The following is a 16,257-nucleotide window of genomic DNA, read 5'->3' as shown; positions in this document are numbered from 1 at the left end:
TTTTGGGGAAATCAAATCTCAGGTACTTCTTTGCCGGCATTCTATCTTTCGCTATCTGGGGTTTTTTCTCCATTCCACTGAGAAACTTAAAGGCTTTCCCCTCTGAGGAAATCCTTTATTACAGGATCTTTACTTCCCTGGTTTTTTTGTGGATCGCGATATTGGTTTTTAGGAAAAAGCAAATCAAAAAGGACCTGGATTACCTTGCCGGTTTAAGCAGAAAGGACAAGAATACCGTAGCATTGCAAATTGGAGTTTCTACCGTCCTGCTCACTTCAAATTGGTACACTTATATTTATGCCGTAAATAATGTCAGTCTTCAATCGGCAGCCTTCGCTTATATGGTCTGCCCATTGATTACTGCATTTGGAGGATTTATCCTTCTCAAAGAACATTTATCGCGTTTAAAACTGATTTCCCTGGCCATCGCCCTGCTAAGTATTATTCTGCTGGCCACCGGCTCCTTTGTAGAAGTATTGTGGTCCGTCATCATCGCTTCTCTATATGCGTTTTACCTGATCATTCAGCGGAAAATGCAAAACCTCGATAAGCTCAATGTACTGGCCCTGCAAATCGGCCTTGCCGTAATCCTGATGCTCCCTTTTTATCTTTTTCAACACGGTGGTATTCCTGATTCTGCCTGGTTTTGGAGCAACATCATTGTAGTCGCGGTGTTTTTTACCATCATCCCACTTTTCCTTAGCCTATATGCGCTAATTGGAATACCTTCATCGACCTTGGGCATCATCATTTATGTAAATCCCATTATCGCCTTTAATGTAGCCATCTTTTATTTTGATGAACATGTAGATTCTAATAAACTGATTGCTTATTTCCTGCTGGTCGTGTCTGTTGTCGTATTTAATTGGAGCATCATTAAAGATATCCTTACCTTTAGGAAAAAAACCATTTAAGGCCTTGTTTGCTTCCAGTTTAGATACCACCATCGAATATCTTAAAGGCGTAGGGCCTAAGCGTGCGGAACTCCTGCAAAAGGAGCTGCGTATTTTCACTTACGATCACCTCCTCAATTATTTTCCTTTTCGTTACATCGACCGTACCAGGTTTTATAAGGTAAATGAGCTGAACAGCGAACTTCCCTACGTACAAATCCTGGGTCGGATTACCGGAAAAGAACAGATTGGAGAGAAGCACAAGAAGCGAATCGTTGCCCGTCTTACCGATGAAACCGGCTCTATTGAATTGGTTTGGTTTCAAAGTTTGAAATGGGTAGACGAAAATGTGCAGCGCGGAAAAGTATATATCGTTTTCGGGAAACCCACGGCTTTTAATGGGGGGTTTAGCATCTCCCATCCAGAATTGGAAAACTACCCCAGACCAGCCACAATCACCGGAAACCTGAGGTTGCAGCCAGTATATAACTCCACGGAAAAGCTAAAGAAATTCTTCCTCGATAGTAAAGGACTTCAGAAACTCCAGACTTTGGTCATGGAACAACACCTTTCTGAAGTGAAGGAAAGTTTGCCAGCTTATATTCTGGATAAATACCAGATGGTGAATAAAAAGGAAGCACTGCTGAGTATACATTTCCCAAGAGATGTAAAAGCTTTGAAAGCGGCAGAGCGCAGACTGAAGTTCGAAGAGCTTTTCTATATTCAGCTGCAACTATTGCACAATAAACAAATCAGAGAGTGGAAGTTTAAAGGACATCCATTTAACTCGGTAGGAGAGAGTGTAAATACTTTTTATAAGGAAATCCTGCCCTTTGAACTTACAGGCGCGCAGAAGCGGGTAATTAAGGAAATAAGAACGGATACACAACGTGGCGTTCAAATGAACCGATTGGTGCAAGGTGATGTTGGAAGTGGAAAAACAGTGGTGGCACTGATGAGTATGCTGTTGGCGAAAGATAATGGTTTTCAGGCCTGTATGATGGCGCCTACAGAGATTCTGGCGCGTCAGCACTATGAATCTATAACTTCATTGTTAGATGGCCGCCTGGCGAAGGTGGGGATCCTTACAGGAAGTAGTACCAAAAAGCAACGTACAAAATTACATGAAGAGCTGGAAGCAGGAGAGATTGATATTCTGGTAGGTACCCACGCACTGATTGAAGATAAAGTGGTGTTTAAAAACCTGGCTTTAGTGGTCATAGACGAACAACACCGCTTTGGTGTGGAACAACGCGCTAAACTTTGGCGTAAAAATGTAATTCCCCCACATATTCTGGTGATGACGGCAACGCCTATTCCCCGTACTTTGGCCATGACTTTATACGGAGATCTTGATGTCTCCTCAATCGATGAACTACCGGTAGGTAGAAAACCAATTGATACCCGTCACTTTTTTGAAGGTCAGCGCTTGCGTATGTTCGGATTTATGAGGGAAGAGATTGCTAAAGGCCGACAGGTGTATGTGGTTTATCCCTTGATCAAGGAAAGTGAAAAGCTAGATTTATTGAATCTGGAAGCTGGAATTGAGCAGATGAGCTATCAGTTTCCCAGACCTGATTTTCAGATTAGTATCGTTCATGGTAAAATGAAAAATGCCGAGAAGCAGTTCGAAATGCAGCAGTTTATTGATGGTAAAAGCCAGATTATGGTGGCTACTACAGTGATTGAAGTCGGGGTGAATGTGCCGAATGCTTCGATTATGATCATTGAAAATGCGGAGCGTTTTGGCTTGTCGCAGCTTCACCAGTTGCGTGGACGTGTAGGTAGAGGGGCGGAACAGTCTTTTTGTATTCTGATGTCTGGTAATAAGCTCAGTGCGGATGGTCGCCTTCGTTTAGAAACAATGGTAAAGACCAATAATGGTTTCGAGATCTCGGAGATCGATCTCCAGTTGCGAGGGCCTGGAGACCTGACTGGTACACAGCAAAGTGGGGTATTGGAATTGAAATTGGCCAATCTGGCAACGGATCAGTTGATTTTACAGGAGGCCAGGTCAACCGTAATTGATATTCTCGCGGGAGATCCACAGCTGGAACTCCCTGAAAATAGCTTGTTAAAAACATACCTCGCTAAAAGAAGCAGAGGTATTGCTTTAGATAAAATCTCTTAGATATTTATTAATCTTCATCGCTGCCTGGCAATGAACCTGAACCTGAATAGGCTCCTTTTCTAATGATCGGCATTCCAAGATGTTTATATAGGTCGTCCAAATGCATTAAACTGCCATTGGTTAGGTTACCCAAAAAGATCACCACAATGTTCTTTTGCACATCACGTACGTAGATGTGTCTGAAACCATGCCACCATCCCGTATGGTAAACTACTTTTCTACCGTTCTCACCATCAAACATTCTCCAGCCGTAACCGTAGTTGAAATGGCCATTGATGGCTTTATTATGTCCTTTATAAGCTGAATCTAAACTCTCTTTCTTTAACAAACGACCGTTTTTCAGGGCTTTGTCGTACAATACTAAATCATGTAGTGTACTGTATATTCCTTTATCGCCAACAGGTCCGTCCAGGAAGTTTTGCACTACAGAATATCTCCAGGTACGGTCATGGCCTACCACATCTACAGGGATTTTTGGATAGACAGTAGTAGAGTAAACATGGGTGTTTTTCATTCCGGCAGGTTTGAAAATATGCTCCATCATGTAATCAGAATATGGCTTGCCGGTCACTTTCTCAATAATGGCGGCCAATACCATATAGTTAGAGTTGTTGTAATGAAAACGGGTATCCGGTTTGGCATAACGGTTCGGTTTATACTCAGCAATCAGATTCATGACATCATTGTTGCTCATTGGTTTTTTCTTGTCTTTCCAGATGCCATCCGTAAAATAAACATAATTCATCATTCCGCTACGGTGAGTCAAGAGCAATTTAACATTGATGCCTTCATATGGGAAGTTTGGATAAAACTTTTTTACATCGTCTGTTAGTTTTAATTTTCCCTGCTCCACCAGCTGCATGATGGCTGTTCCGGTAAATGTTTTAGTGATGGAAGCCAGCTCAAATTCAGAGTTGATTTTTAAACTGTCGCGGTGTAAGTAATCTGCCCATCCTATCGCTTTTTCATAAAGGATTTTGCCGTCTTTTGCAACCAGCATATTTCCATTAAAGCCATATTTTTTATGGAGATTCTGTACAAAATCGGCAATCCATTTATCGCCTTTGGCTGGATTGTAGACCAATAGCAAGCTGTCGGCCTTGTCATCTTCTGCGGTCCGCTCCTTACTTGGCTCAGAAAGCACCGCGGATTTTTTAGAATTTGAACAAGAAAAGAATAATAAGGTGGCTACTGAAGCTACGGCTAGAATATTACGATAAGTCATGAATAATGATGGTGCTTTAAACGCCCGAAAAATAAGGAATATTAACCTTTTAAACGTAAAAGAGTTTTAAACATTATAGGCAGCTATTATTTAGCTTACGAAATTGTATACATTTGTTCAAATGAGCGATTTACCCGACATTTTTACTTTAATTCGGAGATAAAGGAATTCTGCCCTGATGTTACTGCCAGGTAAATTTTTCTTTACAGCAGCAGCTCATCGGAGAATAGCGCTACCATTAAATTATAAAAAACTAAATTTGTCATTACAAAAAAAACACTATGAATTTTAGAACTGAACACGATACCATGGGTGAAGTGCAGGTACCTGCCGATAAATATTGGGGGGCTCAAACTGAACGTTCACGTAATAATTTTAAAATAGGTCCAGAGGCTTCGATGCCAAAGGAAATCATACACGCTTTTGGCTATCTGAAGAAAGCAGCAGCCTTGGCAAATACAGAGTTGGGCGTATTAACAGCAGAAAAAGCAGCATTAATTGCTACAGCTTGTGATGAAGTGATCGCAGGCGCTTTGGATGAGCAGTTTCCTTTAGTAATCTGGCAAACAGGTTCTGGAACACAGAGTAACATGAATGCCAATGAGGTAATTGCCAATCGTGCCCACGTCATTAATGGTGGTACACTTGCGGATGCCAATAAAGTTTTGCACCCGAATGATGATGTGAACAAATCACAATCTTCAAATGATACTTATCCAACGGCTATGCACATCGCGGCTTACAAACAAGCTGTAGAAATTACCATTCCAGGATTAGAGAAGTTACGTCACACCTTAAGTGGGAAAGTAGCAGAATTCAGTGACATTGTAAAAACTGGGCGTACCCATTTTATGGATGCAACGCCACTAACATTGGGACAGGAATTCTCAGGATATGTACAACAAATTGACAACAGTGTTAGAGCGATCAAAAATGCGCTAGTAATGATCGCTGAGCTTGCGCTTGGCGGTACTGCAGTAGGTACTGGATTGAATACGCCTAAAGGTTATGATGTGCTCGTAGCGACTAAAATCGCCGACCTGACAGGACTTCCTTTTGTAACAGCTCCGAATAAATTCGAAGCTTTGGCAGCACATGATGCTATGGTTGAATTGTCTGCAGCTTACAAACGTACTGCAGTAGCACTAATGAAAATTGGTAACGACATCAGAATGTTGAGTTCTGGTCCACGTTGCGGTATTGGTGAAATTATCATTCCTGATAATGAGCCAGGATCTTCGATCATGCCAGGAAAAGTAAATCCTACGCAGCCAGAAGCATTAACAATGGTTTGCGCACAGGTGATGGGTAATGATGTAACCGTAGGTATTGGCGGTAGCAATGGTCATTTTGAACTGAATGTATTCAAGCCAGTGATTGCTGCTAATGTGTTACAATCAGGTCGTCTGATTGGTGATGCCTGCGTTTCATTCAATGATAAGTGTGCAGAAGGTATTTTGCCAAATCTACCAGAAATCAAAAAGCACCTGGAAAATTCTTTAATGTTGGTAACTGCTTTAAATCCTCATGTAGGCTATGAAAATGCAGCCAAAATCGCTAAAAAAGCACATAAAGAGAACAAAACTTTACGCGCTGCAGCAATTGAGCTAGGTTTACTGACAGGTGAGCAATTCGACGAATGGGTACGCCCGGAAGATATGGTTGGTAGTTTAAAATAATTTATAAAAATACCCGGATATGCGGAGATTGATATTATCCCTTGTACTAATTTCAGCTTTGTTTGCTGCTTGCACCAGACTGCCGAACGTGCAAGGGAAAGGTGAGGCTTTTTTGCAGGGTGTTTGGAATCAGGATAGTATAGCGCACAAAGAAGAATTGCTGAATTATACTCAGCATAAGTTTAAATTTACCTGTGATTCGTTCTACGTAGATTTAACTACTTATTCTAAGGCGAATTACTATGCTGATTCTTGTTTTAATAATGGTGTTTGGAAGGAGTATGCAAAAGGAGTTTATGAGGTCCGAAATGACAGTCTGATTCTGGAAGGTACGTATACCAAGGCCAATTATAAACAGAAAGTGACCGGTTGTTATCAGATTGGAAGATATGTGAGGAGCTTTTTTGTGAAGTCTTTTGAGCCGAATAAACTGTCTCTGGTGAATACCAGTGATCAAAGGGAATGTAACCTAGTCTTGAAAGAGAAGATCATTTGCGAACCTAAAGCATTGTAAATTGAGCGATAAAAGAAGTTATAAATTAGCCTTTAATAAAAAACGCACTCTAAATATTAATTCTAATGAACACAAAATCTATTAAAAGATCATTTAAGGTTGCGCTTACTGTAGCTGTTATGGCTTACCTACCTTTAAATGCAAATGCATGGGGAATGCTTGGTCATCGCATCGTTGGACAAGTAGCAGAAACACACCTGACTAAAAAAGCACTTAAAGGTGTAAGAGGAGTATTGGGCTCAGAAACTTTGGCAATGGCCAGTAATTGGGGAGATTTTATTAAATCTGATACCGCTTATAATTATTTGTACAACTGGCATTTTGTCAACTTTCCAGGTGGATTGGATAAGCAAGGCGTATTTAGCTTCCTGGATTCAGATCATGATGCCAATGTTTATAACAAGACGCTTGAAATGGCGGCCATTTTGAAAAATCCAGCAAGTACTGCTGATCAGAAGCTGTTGGCGATGCGCATGCTAGTTCATATGGTAGGAGATTTAAACCAACCTATGCACACCGCACGTAAAGAAGATCTAGGTGGTAATAAAGTATATGTGACCTGGTTTGGTGAGAAATCTAATCTACACAAGGTTTGGGATGAAGGATTAATCGGCTACCAGCAATTGAGCTATACAGAATATGCAGACGCCATTAACCACCCTTCTAAAGAACAGCTAACCACTTGGAAAAGCTATTCTCTAAAAGACTTTGTTTACGGTTCTTATGAAGCCTGTAATAAGATTTACGCAGAAACTAAACCAGAAGCAAAATTAAGTTACAGATACAATTATGATTTTGTAGGGCTATTAGATGCGCAATTGTTGAAGGGCGGGATTTGTTTAGCCAATATTCTAAACGATATTTATAGTTAAGAGATATGAAAATATTGATGGTTTGTCTTGGTAATATCTGCCGTTCTCCATTAGCTGAGGGGGTAATGCGCCATTTAGTGGAAGAACAAGGTTTGGACTGGCAGATCGCCTCTGCAGGCACAGGCGATTGGCACATCAACGAGCCTGCGGATAAAAGGAGTATTGCCATTGCAAAAAAACATGGATATGATATCTCTAAGCAAAGAGCCAGGCATTTTAATGCAGATCACTTTGAATCTTTCGACAAGATTTTGGTGATGGATCAACAGAATCAAAAAGATGTGCTAAGACAGGCAGAAGTGGTACACCATCGGGAAAAAGTAATGCTCTTTTTGCCAGATGAGCTGGAAGTAGCAGATCCTTATTTCGATGATAAGTTGTTTGAACCGGTTTTCCTTCAAATTGAAGCACGCTGCAGAGAAATTATCGAAGAGATTAGAAAAGAATCATTATAATCCCCCCCCCTTTTTTACCCCGACTATGGAATCACCTAAACTGTTTATGCTAATGCTGGGTTGTAAACCAGCAACACGGAGGATTGAGCAACATGATATGCTTTTCTCTATTGGAACTGCTTTAAAGGATTTAAAACAAGAGATTCTTGATTTTTGGCCTGAAGCAGGAGAGAAGATTCATGTGGATGCCTGGCGTGAAGTAAATACGGTGGATGGGTATAAAATTGAGGTCGTACCTAAGGTTGCACTAAAGGAGCAGGAACAACAACATAAACTGTTTTTCATGAACCTTGGGGGGTATAAGGCTAATGAATTTGATGAGCCGCATTATAAAATGCTCATCGTTGCTCCTGACATGGCTAACGCCATTCAACAGGCAAAACAAACGACATTTTATAAACATACCGGATTTGAAGGCGCAACCTCTCATATCGATGATAAGTATGGTGTAGATGTGGATGATGCTTTTGAAGTAATAGATGTACTTCCTGAATCGCTTAAAAACAATTATGAGCTAAAAATCACTTTGGAAGATGGTTTATTGGCTGATGAAATCCATCTGGGTTACTTTAAACTTAGTAAAATCTAAAGAGATAAGTACTGCGAAATCCAAAAAATCTAAAGAAGTTTACAAAATTGAGTTAAATATAAAACGGGAGTTTTTCTTTGAAAACCGGTGAATATTTGCGTTTCAGCAAAGATTCAAGGATGAAAAGAGAACTCCCGTTTTGATATCCTGCAGTAGCCCTAATCTTTAAGATCGGTTTCCACTATGCGCAGGATTTATTGTTTATACCCCAAATTCTTTATCAAGGTAATCTGTTACTTTAACAATTGCGTCGTCTATGGTATCACTTAAAATTGTGAAGAATGATCCTGAACGAGCAGTTGCCATAATATATTTCAAGCAGTCATCCCCATTATTATTGATGATGATATCCATATCCGGCTTTACCTCACGAATCCCGGTGATCAATAAATCGATCAACTCCTGTGGAGGTCTGCCTCGAAGATATTTCTCCTGACAAATGATAATCTTATCAAACATCTGTGCAGAGATCTTAGCAATTTCTAAATTATCTGAATCTCTTCTATCGCCTGTTGCCGAGATGACACCGATATGTTCTGTAGCGTCAACTGTTTTCAAGTAAGATTTGATGCCGTTAAATCCATCAGGATTGTGAGCGAAATCTACCATAATCTTAAATTCCTTGAACTTGAAAGTATTCATCCTACCTGGTGTTTGCGCAGCAGAAGGAATGAACGTTTCCAGTGACATTCGAATGTCTTCAATTTTATATCCCCATAGGAAGGTTGCAAGTGTTGCCGCCAGCACATTCTGGATCATAAAGTCTACGCTGCCGCCAAAGGTTAATGGCACATGAGTTACTTTTTCTACCCTGATTTTCCAGTCTCCTTTTTTAACAGTGATGTACCCGTTTTCATAGATTGCAGCAATACCACCTGCTTTACAGTGCTCTACAATCACAGGGTTTTTCTCGTCCATACTGAAATATGCAATGTTACAATCGGCAGCATTGGCAATTTTAATACAGTATTTGTTGTCTGCATTTAATACAGCCCAGCCGTTTCTCTTAACAGAGCCTATGATCACCGATTTTACTCTTGCCAGGTCGTCAAGGGTATGGATATCTGAAATGCCCAGATGGTCTTCCTGGATATTGGTAATGACACCAATATCGCAATGGTTGAAGCCCAGACCTGCTCTAAGAATTCCTCCTCTCGCAGTTTCCAACACTGCAAATTCTACAGTTGGATCTCTCAGGATAAATTCTGCACTTACCGGTCCGGTAGTATCGCCTTTCATCAACATCGTATTCTGCACATAGATACCATCGGAGGTAGTAAAACCTACTCTGGTTCCATTGCTTTTTACAATATGAGCGATTAATCTGGTCGTAGTAGTTTTACCATTAGTTCCGGTTACCGCGATAATTGGGATTCGTGTAGATTTCCCAGGAGGATATAACATATCAATCACCGGAGCCGCTACATTTCTTGGCAAGCCTTCACTTGGCGCAAGGTGCATTCTGAATCCTGGTGCTGCATTCACTTCCAGCACTACTCCTCCGTTTTCTGTTAGAGGTTGTGTTAAGTTTTCTGCCATGATATCAATGCCGCAAATATCAAGTCCAATGACTCTGGAAATGCGTTCACTGATAAATACATTTTGAGGGTGAACAAGATCAGTCACATCAATTGAAGTACCACCAGTACTTAAGTTAGCCGTAGATTTGAGGTATACGATTTCTCCTTGTGGAGGAACAGTTTCCAATGTATATTCTTTCTTCGCCAGTAAGTCAAGGGTGTCTCTGTCTACACTGATTTCTGTTAATACATTTTCATGTCCGTAGCCTCTTCTTGGATCAAGGTTTTCTTTATCGATGAGTTCCTGGATCGTCAGCTGACCGTTTCCAGTCACATGTGCAGGAACTCGAAGTGCCGCGGCTACCATTTGATGATCTATTACTAAGATTCTGAAATCATAACCGGTAATGAATTTTTCGATAATGACTTTCTTGGAATATTGCTGCGCATATTCAAACGCGGCTTTCGCCTCTTCATCAGTTTTTACGTTTATAGTTGCGCCTTTTCCATGGTTTCCATCCAGGGGCTTGAATACCATCGGATAGCCTACTTTTTGGATGGCATCTTCTAGATCTTCAGGATTCCAAATCGTTACTCCTTTTGCAACGGGAATCGCTGAATCTTGAAGTAAACGCTTGGTTTCATCTTTATTGCAGGCAATGTCTACTGCGATAGAGTTTGTTCTTTCTGTCATAGTGGCACGGAAACGTACCTGATTTTTTCCGTAACCCAATTGCACCAATGAACTTTTATTTAGTCTGATCCATGGAATGTCTCTTGAGATAGCCTCGTCAACAATGGATCCGGTACTAGGCCCCAGACGCTCTAATTCCCTAAGTTCACGCATCTTTTGGATGTCATGTTCCAGATCGTAGTCTGTACCGGCAATCAGCGCCTCTGCAATTCTTACGGCAGCTTCTGCAGCATAAAGACCTGCCTTTTCTTCTAAATAGCTGAATACAACATTGTAAATGCCTTCTGTTTTAGTTTGGCGTGTTCTGCCAAATCCAGTGTCCATTCCTGCAAGTGTCTGGATTTCTAAGGCGATATGTTCAATAACATGGCCCATCCAGGTACCCTCCTGAATTCTCATGAGTAATCCTCCAGGTTCTCCTTTTGAACAGCGATGTGTATACAGGGTAGGTATTAATTTTTCGATTCTTTCTCCAAATCCGTCAATCACGTTGGTCGGATACTGTTCCATTTCCTCCAGGTCCAGTCGCATTTGAATTAATTTTTTTCTTTTGATAGACCATATGTTTGGTCCGCGTAGCACCTGTATGCCTAATATTTTCATTCTAGATTTGTTATTTTGTGTTGGTAGTGACCATATTATGGGGAAGTTATCAGTTTCTCGGATAGGGTCGAACGGAGACATTAAAGTAAGGATTTTTTCCGAAAAAAAAGCTATGAACGAGGTTAAATCTTGGTAATATATTTTGGCGGAAATAACGGACGGATTATTGTGCTAAATCGAAATGTTGATAAGGGACTAATATTGATAAATAATTCATCGATATTGGGTATTACCCTATATATTTGAAATTTAGCAACGAAAAGATTTATAATGACTCCGAAGGGTAAACTAATAATTATAGGTGGTGCAATTAACACCGGAAGTTTCACAGAAACAACTTTCGGATTGCCCCAGAATATGAATTTCTTTGAAAGAGGAATTCTGAAGAAAATCACGACGGAATCTATAAAGGCAACTGCGTCTCGCTTTGAAATTATTACGACAGCTTCTTTAATTCCTGAAAGAGTTGGAGAGGAGTATATTAAAGCTTTTGCACAATTAGATGTTCAGGATGTCGGTGTTTTAAATATCATCAGTAGAGAGCAGGCCAATTCCGAAGAAAATTGTGCCCGAATCAAAGCAGCTGATGTGATTGTTTTTACCGGTGGTGATCAATTGCGTTTGTCCTCTATTTTTGGAGGTACGGCCATCCACCAGATCTTGCTGGATAAATACCAGGATGAACCGGTAGTCATTGCAGGAACTTCTGCTGGTGCTGCTGCAAGTTCAAAAAACATGATTTATCAAGGAAGTAGTAAAGATGCTTTGCTAAAAGGCGAAGTCAAAATTACTGGTGGCCTTGGTTTTATTGATGGGGTAATTGTAGATACTCATTTTGTACAAAGAGGACGCATAGGCAGATTGTTATACGCAACCGCTAGTAGTCCTGGAATTCTGGGGATTGGCCTAGGTGAAGATACAGGACTGTTTATTTCCGGTGGGAATGTAATGGAAGCTATAGGATCGGGAATGGTTATTCTGGTAGATGGAAGAAATATGACCGATACTAACCTGACAGATGTAGAAATGGGACAGCCGGTTTCCATCAGTAATATGACTGTTCATGTGATGTGCGATGGAGATATTTATGACCTTACCGCTCATAAATTGACCATTCATCACCCAAAAGTGATCCCGGTAGATTAATATTAGTTCATACAGCAAATTATTAGGATGAAAATCATTATTCATGGCGGTTTTTTCAGCGAGTCTGGAACCAACCAGGAAACCAAATTAGCAAAGCAAGAAGCCCTTTCTATTATCGTAAGCGAAGCTTACGCCTATTTAAGTACCCATACGGCATTAGAAACAGTGGTTTATGCGGTTAGCTTATTAGAGGATAATCCGCTTTTTAATGCAGGATTAGGTTCGCAAATTCAGAGCGATGGACAGCTTAGGTTAAGCGCTTCTTTAATGGATGGTAAAAGCCAGAAATTTAGCGGTGTAATTAATGTTCAAAATATCAAAAATCCAATCCAGGTCTCTAAAAAACTGTTAGCTTATGAGGACCGTGTATTGAGCGGTGAAGGTGCATTGAATTTTGCACGTGAGCAGGGATTTGATTTTTTTGATCCAATCATTCCACAACGACAACAGGAATATGAACAGAAGCTTTTACAGTCTTCCAGATTAGGGACTGTAGGATGTGTAGCTTTAGACTCAGATGGCAATCTGGCTGCGGCGACATCCACAGGAGGGAAAGGATTTGAAATTCCTTGTCGTGTAAGTGATTCTGCTACTGTAGCAGGTAATTTTGCGAATGCATCAGCAGGGATCTCATGTACCGGCGTCGGTGAAGATATTGTCAGTGCAGCGCTTGCAGCCAAAATTGTGATCCGAGTAACTGACGGTTTTACGTTAAAAAATGCCTGTGATAAATCTTTTGACGAGCTGAAAACTTTTGATGGTTTTGCTGGAGTAGTCGGTATCAGCGCTTCAGGAGAAATTTACCATACCGACTCCCATCCCTATATGGTCTGGGCGTCATTTGACGGTAGTTTACAGGTGTTTAACTAAATTTGTTATATCTTTACAAGATGAACAAACTTTGTTTAGTTATTCTTTTTCTATTCTTTTCGGAAAGGGCAATGACACAAACCAATACTTTTCTTCCTCAAGAACCACCAGTAACGAGCGGAGCTATTAATATTGTTACCTCCAGCTTGGAAGAGGCAGATGGTAATACCTATTTTGCAGAAGCCCTGAAGAATGAAAAAAGAGGTGACTTGAATGATGCCTTGAATTTATACGCTAAAGCAGCATTTGAATTTAATACCTCCAAACTTTTTGTTCGTTATGGTGAAGCATTATTAAAACTCGGAAATGTACACCTATTGATGAACCATTATACCGAAGCAGAACAGGTAATCTTAAATGTCGCGCTGAAAAACTATTCTAAAATTGGCAGTAAAGTCGGCCAGATGGAATCTTATTATCAATTGGGCCGGATTTATTTTGCTGCTAATAAATTGACACAATCACTTTGGTTTTATACTCAGCAAGGCATCCTCGCGAAACAACTCAATAACAATAGTGCTTATGTTGAGTCTGTTATCGGTATTGCTCAGGTGAAAATTAAGAAAAAAGAATATAATCTCGCTTTGAGAGACCTTAATAGGGCAGAGCTGCTATTGAAATCCGCAAATAATGTACAATTAAAAAGCAGAATTAAGGAGACAAAAGCGTTAATTCCCTCAAAATTAGTTGCTAAGAAGTAATATTTAAAACCTACGAATTTATCCACAACTGATAGGTTTTTGTATAAGTATTTTAATTACTTTTGAGAAGTTGACAGAAAAGAGACGGTAATAATACTGTCTCTTTTCTGTTTATTCGTGATATTGGTATCATATTAGTTGTGGATTATAAAATGGATTTTAAATTATTCAAAGAAATGTTAAAAAGAACATTACTGGTCATCTTTACTGCTGCTGTATTGGCATGCCAAGCTTCCCCTAAGCCACAACCATTAGTTAAGGGCGTAAGTAATATTGTGCCGGACGAGCGCCAAGCACTTGTAGTTAGAGAGGTTGTGGGCTTGATCGAAAACTATAACTACAAAAAGATAAAATTAAATGATTCTATCTCCTCCTTGATTCTTGATAAATATATCAAAGATCTGGATCCATATAGGTATTATTTTTTGGCTTCAGATATCAAGGATTTTGAACAATTCAGGTATTCTTTAGATGACGATTTCAGAAATGGGGACTTAAGTGCGCCCTTTTACATCTTTAACGTTTATTTGAAAAGATACAATGAATGGTTGAACTATACGCTTGCTCAGGTTAAAGGTAAATACGATTTCAAAGAAGATGATACTTATGTGTTTGATCGTGAGAAAATGCCTTGGGAAACGACAGTTGCAGGATTGCAGGATATTTGGAAGAAAAAGGTCAAATATGATTTGGTGAACCTGAAAATTGCAGGTACTCCGCCGGCAAAAAATATAGAAACACTAACAAAAAGATACGAAAATCTAAAGTCTCAGACCAATAAGGTAAATAATCAGGATGTGTTCCAATTGGTCATGGATGCTTTTACAGAAACGATCGATCCTCATACCAATTATTTTAATCCGGCAAATGCACAACAATTCAATGAAGATATGGCTCGCTCTTTCGAGGGTATTGGCGCAAGACTTAAACTGGAAAATGACATCCTTAAAATTGATGAAGTAATTCCAGGAGGACCTGCCTTCAAAAGTAAATTACTAAGTGCCGGCGACCGTATTGTAGGTGTGGCTCAAGGAAATGGTGAGTTTGAGGATATTATAGGCTGGAGAATTGATAACTCAGTCTCTAAGATAAAAGGACCTAAAGGCACCAAGGTAAGACTTAAAATTATTCCTGCTGGACGTGAGCTTTCTTCTAAGCCTGTCATTATTGAGTTAATGAGAGAGCGTATTGTAATGGAAGACCAGTCAGCTAAGAAAACGGTGAAAACAATCCAATCTGATGGCAAACCGTATAAAATTGGTATTATTCGAGTTCCTGCTTTTTATGCAGATTTTAAAGCGGCCAATGCTGGTGATCCGAATTATAAAAGTACTACCCGTGATGTGAGGCTATTAATTGATACACTTAAAAATAAAGATAAAGTGGATGCTATTGTAATGGACTTACGTGCTAATGGTGGTGGTTCTTTAGTAGAGGCGATTGATTTGACAGGGCTGTTTATCGATAAGGGACCGGTTGTACAAGTTAGAAATACGAAGAATGAAATCGAAGTAAATGAAGATACTAATCCGGGGGTAGCTTGGAATGGTCCGCTGGGTGTGATGGTGGATCGCCTGAGTGCTTCTGCCTCTGAAATTTTTGCTGGTGCCATCCAGGATTATGGTAGAGGAGTAATCATGGGGACACAAACCTATGGTAAAGGTACGGTTCAGTCGTCTATCGATCTTAACAGGTTGGTTAACCCTTCTTTGCTACAAAGGATTGCTGCATTAGTGAATAAAGATGCTAAAACGACAATGACTACCAAAGATGGCGCACCAATTCAATTGGGACAAATCAACTTAACAATGGCTAAGTTTTACCGTGTTAATGGTAGTAGTACACAACATAAAGGGGTAATGCCGGATATTCAGTTTCCTTCTCTTTATCCTCTTAATAAAATAGGAGAGGATACAGAGCCATCTGCTTTGCCTTGGGATGAGGTGCCTAAATCTAACTTCGCACCTGTAGCTAATCTAGCACCATTGAAGCCAGAATTGATTAAATTGCATGAAGAAAGAATGGCGAAATCATTGGATTACAAAACGCTGGAACAAGATATTGCTGATATGAAAAAACGTGATGGAGAAATCTCAATCACTTTAAATGAAACAAAACTTAAAGCGGAGCGCGATAGTTTGGAAGCGAAATCACTGGATAGAATCAATAAGTTAAGAGCTTCAAAAGGTCTTCCTCCTGTTAAAAAAGGAGATAAGGTTAAAAAAGAAGAGAACGTTGATTTTATTGAAGATGAAAGTTTACAGATCATGGCCGATTTAATCAAGCTTTCTGGTCCAAAGAAATCAGAATTGGTGAATAGAACGACCGGGTTTAATTAAATTCGCACCTATATAAAAAAAGGGGA

At 39.9% G+C, this 16,257-nt stretch carries 13 protein-coding genes; 11 read left to right on the top strand and 2 right to left on the bottom strand.

The window, feature by feature from the left end; genetic code table 11:
* Positions 1-2: 2 nt before the first annotated feature.
* Together R2S10_RS24120 and recG are read left to right on the top strand one after the other, a co-directional pair.
* Positions 3-914: an EamA family transporter gene (locus R2S10_RS24120; protein WP_316842960.1), complete on the top strand. Its 912-nt coding sequence runs from the start codon at positions 3-5 to the stop codon at positions 912-914.
* Positions 915-918: 4 nt separating this feature from the next.
* On the top strand, positions 919-3,024 hold the full coding sequence (recG, locus tag R2S10_RS24115) for an ATP-dependent DNA helicase RecG (protein ID WP_316842959.1): 2,106 nt from the start codon (positions 919-921) through the stop codon (positions 3,022-3,024).
* A 7-nt stretch (positions 3,025-3,031) separates the two neighbouring features.
* Here the strand turns inward: recG and R2S10_RS24110 are convergent, their stop codons facing one another.
* Positions 3,032-4,249 carry a serine hydrolase domain-containing protein gene (locus R2S10_RS24110; RefSeq protein ID WP_316842958.1) on the bottom strand — a complete coding sequence of 406 codons (1,218 nt, stop codon included), beginning with the start codon at positions 4,247-4,249 and terminating at the stop codon, positions 3,032-3,034.
* Between the two features lie 281 nt (positions 4,250-4,530).
* On the opposite strand from R2S10_RS24110, the gene fumC reads away from it, so the two are divergent.
* From fumC to R2S10_RS24085, 5 genes are all read left to right on the top strand, one after another.
* Entirely contained in the window at positions 4,531-5,928 is a 1,398-nt protein-coding gene (fumC, locus tag R2S10_RS24105; RefSeq protein WP_316842957.1) for a class II fumarate hydratase, read from the top strand.
* Between the two features lie 19 nt (positions 5,929-5,947).
* A complete protein-coding gene (locus R2S10_RS24100; protein WP_316842956.1) occupies positions 5,948-6,442 on the top strand; it encodes a fumarate hydratase in 495 nt (164 codons plus the stop codon).
* A 65-nt stretch (positions 6,443-6,507) separates the two neighbouring features.
* On the top strand, positions 6,508-7,314 hold the full coding sequence (locus R2S10_RS24095) for a S1/P1 nuclease (RefSeq protein ID WP_316842955.1): 807 nt from the start codon (positions 6,508-6,510) through the stop codon (positions 7,312-7,314).
* Between the two features lie 5 nt (positions 7,315-7,319).
* Positions 7,320-7,769, top strand: coding sequence for a low molecular weight protein-tyrosine-phosphatase (locus tag R2S10_RS24090; RefSeq protein WP_316842954.1), 450 nt, complete (start codon positions 7,320-7,322; stop codon positions 7,767-7,769).
* 25 nt (positions 7,770-7,794) lie between these two features.
* The gene (locus R2S10_RS24085) at positions 7,795-8,358 is read left to right on the top strand and encodes a DUF1543 domain-containing protein (RefSeq protein WP_316842953.1); all 564 of its coding nucleotides are present in this window, start codon (positions 7,795-7,797) and stop codon (positions 8,356-8,358) included.
* Between the two features lie 201 nt (positions 8,359-8,559).
* On the opposite strand, the gene cphA is transcribed toward R2S10_RS24085, so the two are convergent.
* Entirely contained in the window at positions 8,560-11,175 is a 2,616-nt protein-coding gene (gene cphA / locus R2S10_RS24080; RefSeq protein WP_316842952.1) for a cyanophycin synthetase, read from the bottom strand.
* Positions 11,176-11,445: 270 nt separating this feature from the next.
* Between cphA and R2S10_RS24075 the strand changes: the two genes are divergently transcribed.
* The 4 genes from R2S10_RS24075 to R2S10_RS24060 all read left to right on the top strand — a co-directional run bounded on the left by R2S10_RS24075 (position 11,446) and on the right by R2S10_RS24060 (position 16,231).
* Positions 11,446-12,321: a cyanophycinase gene (locus tag R2S10_RS24075; protein ID WP_316842951.1), complete on the top strand. Its 876-nt coding sequence runs from the start codon at positions 11,446-11,448 to the stop codon at positions 12,319-12,321.
* A 27-nt stretch (positions 12,322-12,348) separates the two neighbouring features.
* A complete protein-coding gene (locus tag R2S10_RS24070) occupies positions 12,349-13,191 on the top strand; it encodes an isoaspartyl peptidase/L-asparaginase (RefSeq protein ID WP_316842950.1) in 843 nt (280 codons plus the stop codon).
* 20 nt (positions 13,192-13,211) lie between these two features.
* A complete protein-coding gene (locus R2S10_RS24065; RefSeq protein ID WP_316842949.1) occupies positions 13,212-13,892 on the top strand; it encodes a hypothetical protein in 681 nt (226 codons plus the stop codon).
* Between the two features lie 176 nt (positions 13,893-14,068).
* Complete coding sequence (locus tag R2S10_RS24060; protein ID WP_316842948.1) at positions 14,069-16,231, top strand: carboxy terminal-processing peptidase; 2,163 nt, start codon at positions 14,069-14,071, stop codon at positions 16,229-16,231.
* Positions 16,232-16,257 lie beyond the last annotated feature (26 nt).

The sequence above is a fragment of the Pedobacter gandavensis genome, from assembly GCF_032678745.1.
Classification (GTDB): domain Bacteria; phylum Bacteroidota; class Bacteroidia; order Sphingobacteriales; family Sphingobacteriaceae; genus Pedobacter; species Pedobacter gandavensis_C.
This window is presented reverse-complemented; position numbering and strand designations above follow the sequence as displayed.

What these genes read in the sequence shown, in the direction of transcription:
- R2S10_RS24065 (WP_316842949.1), top strand. Translation starts at nt 13,212, where the DNA reads ATGAACAAACTTTGTTTAGTTATTCTTTTTCTATTCTTTTCGGAAAGG.
- R2S10_RS24100 (WP_316842956.1), top strand. Translation starts at nt 5,948, where the DNA reads ATGCGGAGATTGATATTATCCCTTGTACTAATTTCAGCTTTGTTTGCT.
- R2S10_RS24070 (WP_316842950.1), top strand. Translation starts at nt 12,349, where the DNA reads ATGAAAATCATTATTCATGGCGGTTTTTTCAGCGAGTCTGGAACCAAC.
- fumC (WP_316842957.1), top strand. Translation starts at nt 4,531, where the DNA reads ATGAATTTTAGAACTGAACACGATACCATGGGTGAAGTGCAGGTACCT.
- R2S10_RS24060 (WP_316842948.1), top strand. Translation starts at nt 14,069, where the DNA reads ATGTTAAAAAGAACATTACTGGTCATCTTTACTGCTGCTGTATTGGCA.
- R2S10_RS24085 (WP_316842953.1), top strand. Translation starts at nt 7,795, where the DNA reads ATGGAATCACCTAAACTGTTTATGCTAATGCTGGGTTGTAAACCAGCA.
- R2S10_RS24075 (WP_316842951.1), top strand. Translation starts at nt 11,446, where the DNA reads ATGACTCCGAAGGGTAAACTAATAATTATAGGTGGTGCAATTAACACC.
- R2S10_RS24110 (WP_316842958.1), bottom strand. Translation starts at nt 4,249, where the DNA reads ATGACTTATCGTAATATTCTAGCCGTAGCTTCAGTAGCCACCTTATTA.
- R2S10_RS24090 (WP_316842954.1), top strand. Translation starts at nt 7,320, where the DNA reads ATGAAAATATTGATGGTTTGTCTTGGTAATATCTGCCGTTCTCCATTA.
- R2S10_RS24095 (WP_316842955.1), top strand. Translation starts at nt 6,508, where the DNA reads ATGAACACAAAATCTATTAAAAGATCATTTAAGGTTGCGCTTACTGTA.
- cphA (WP_316842952.1), bottom strand. Translation starts at nt 11,175, where the DNA reads ATGAAAATATTAGGCATACAGGTGCTACGCGGACCAAACATATGGTCT.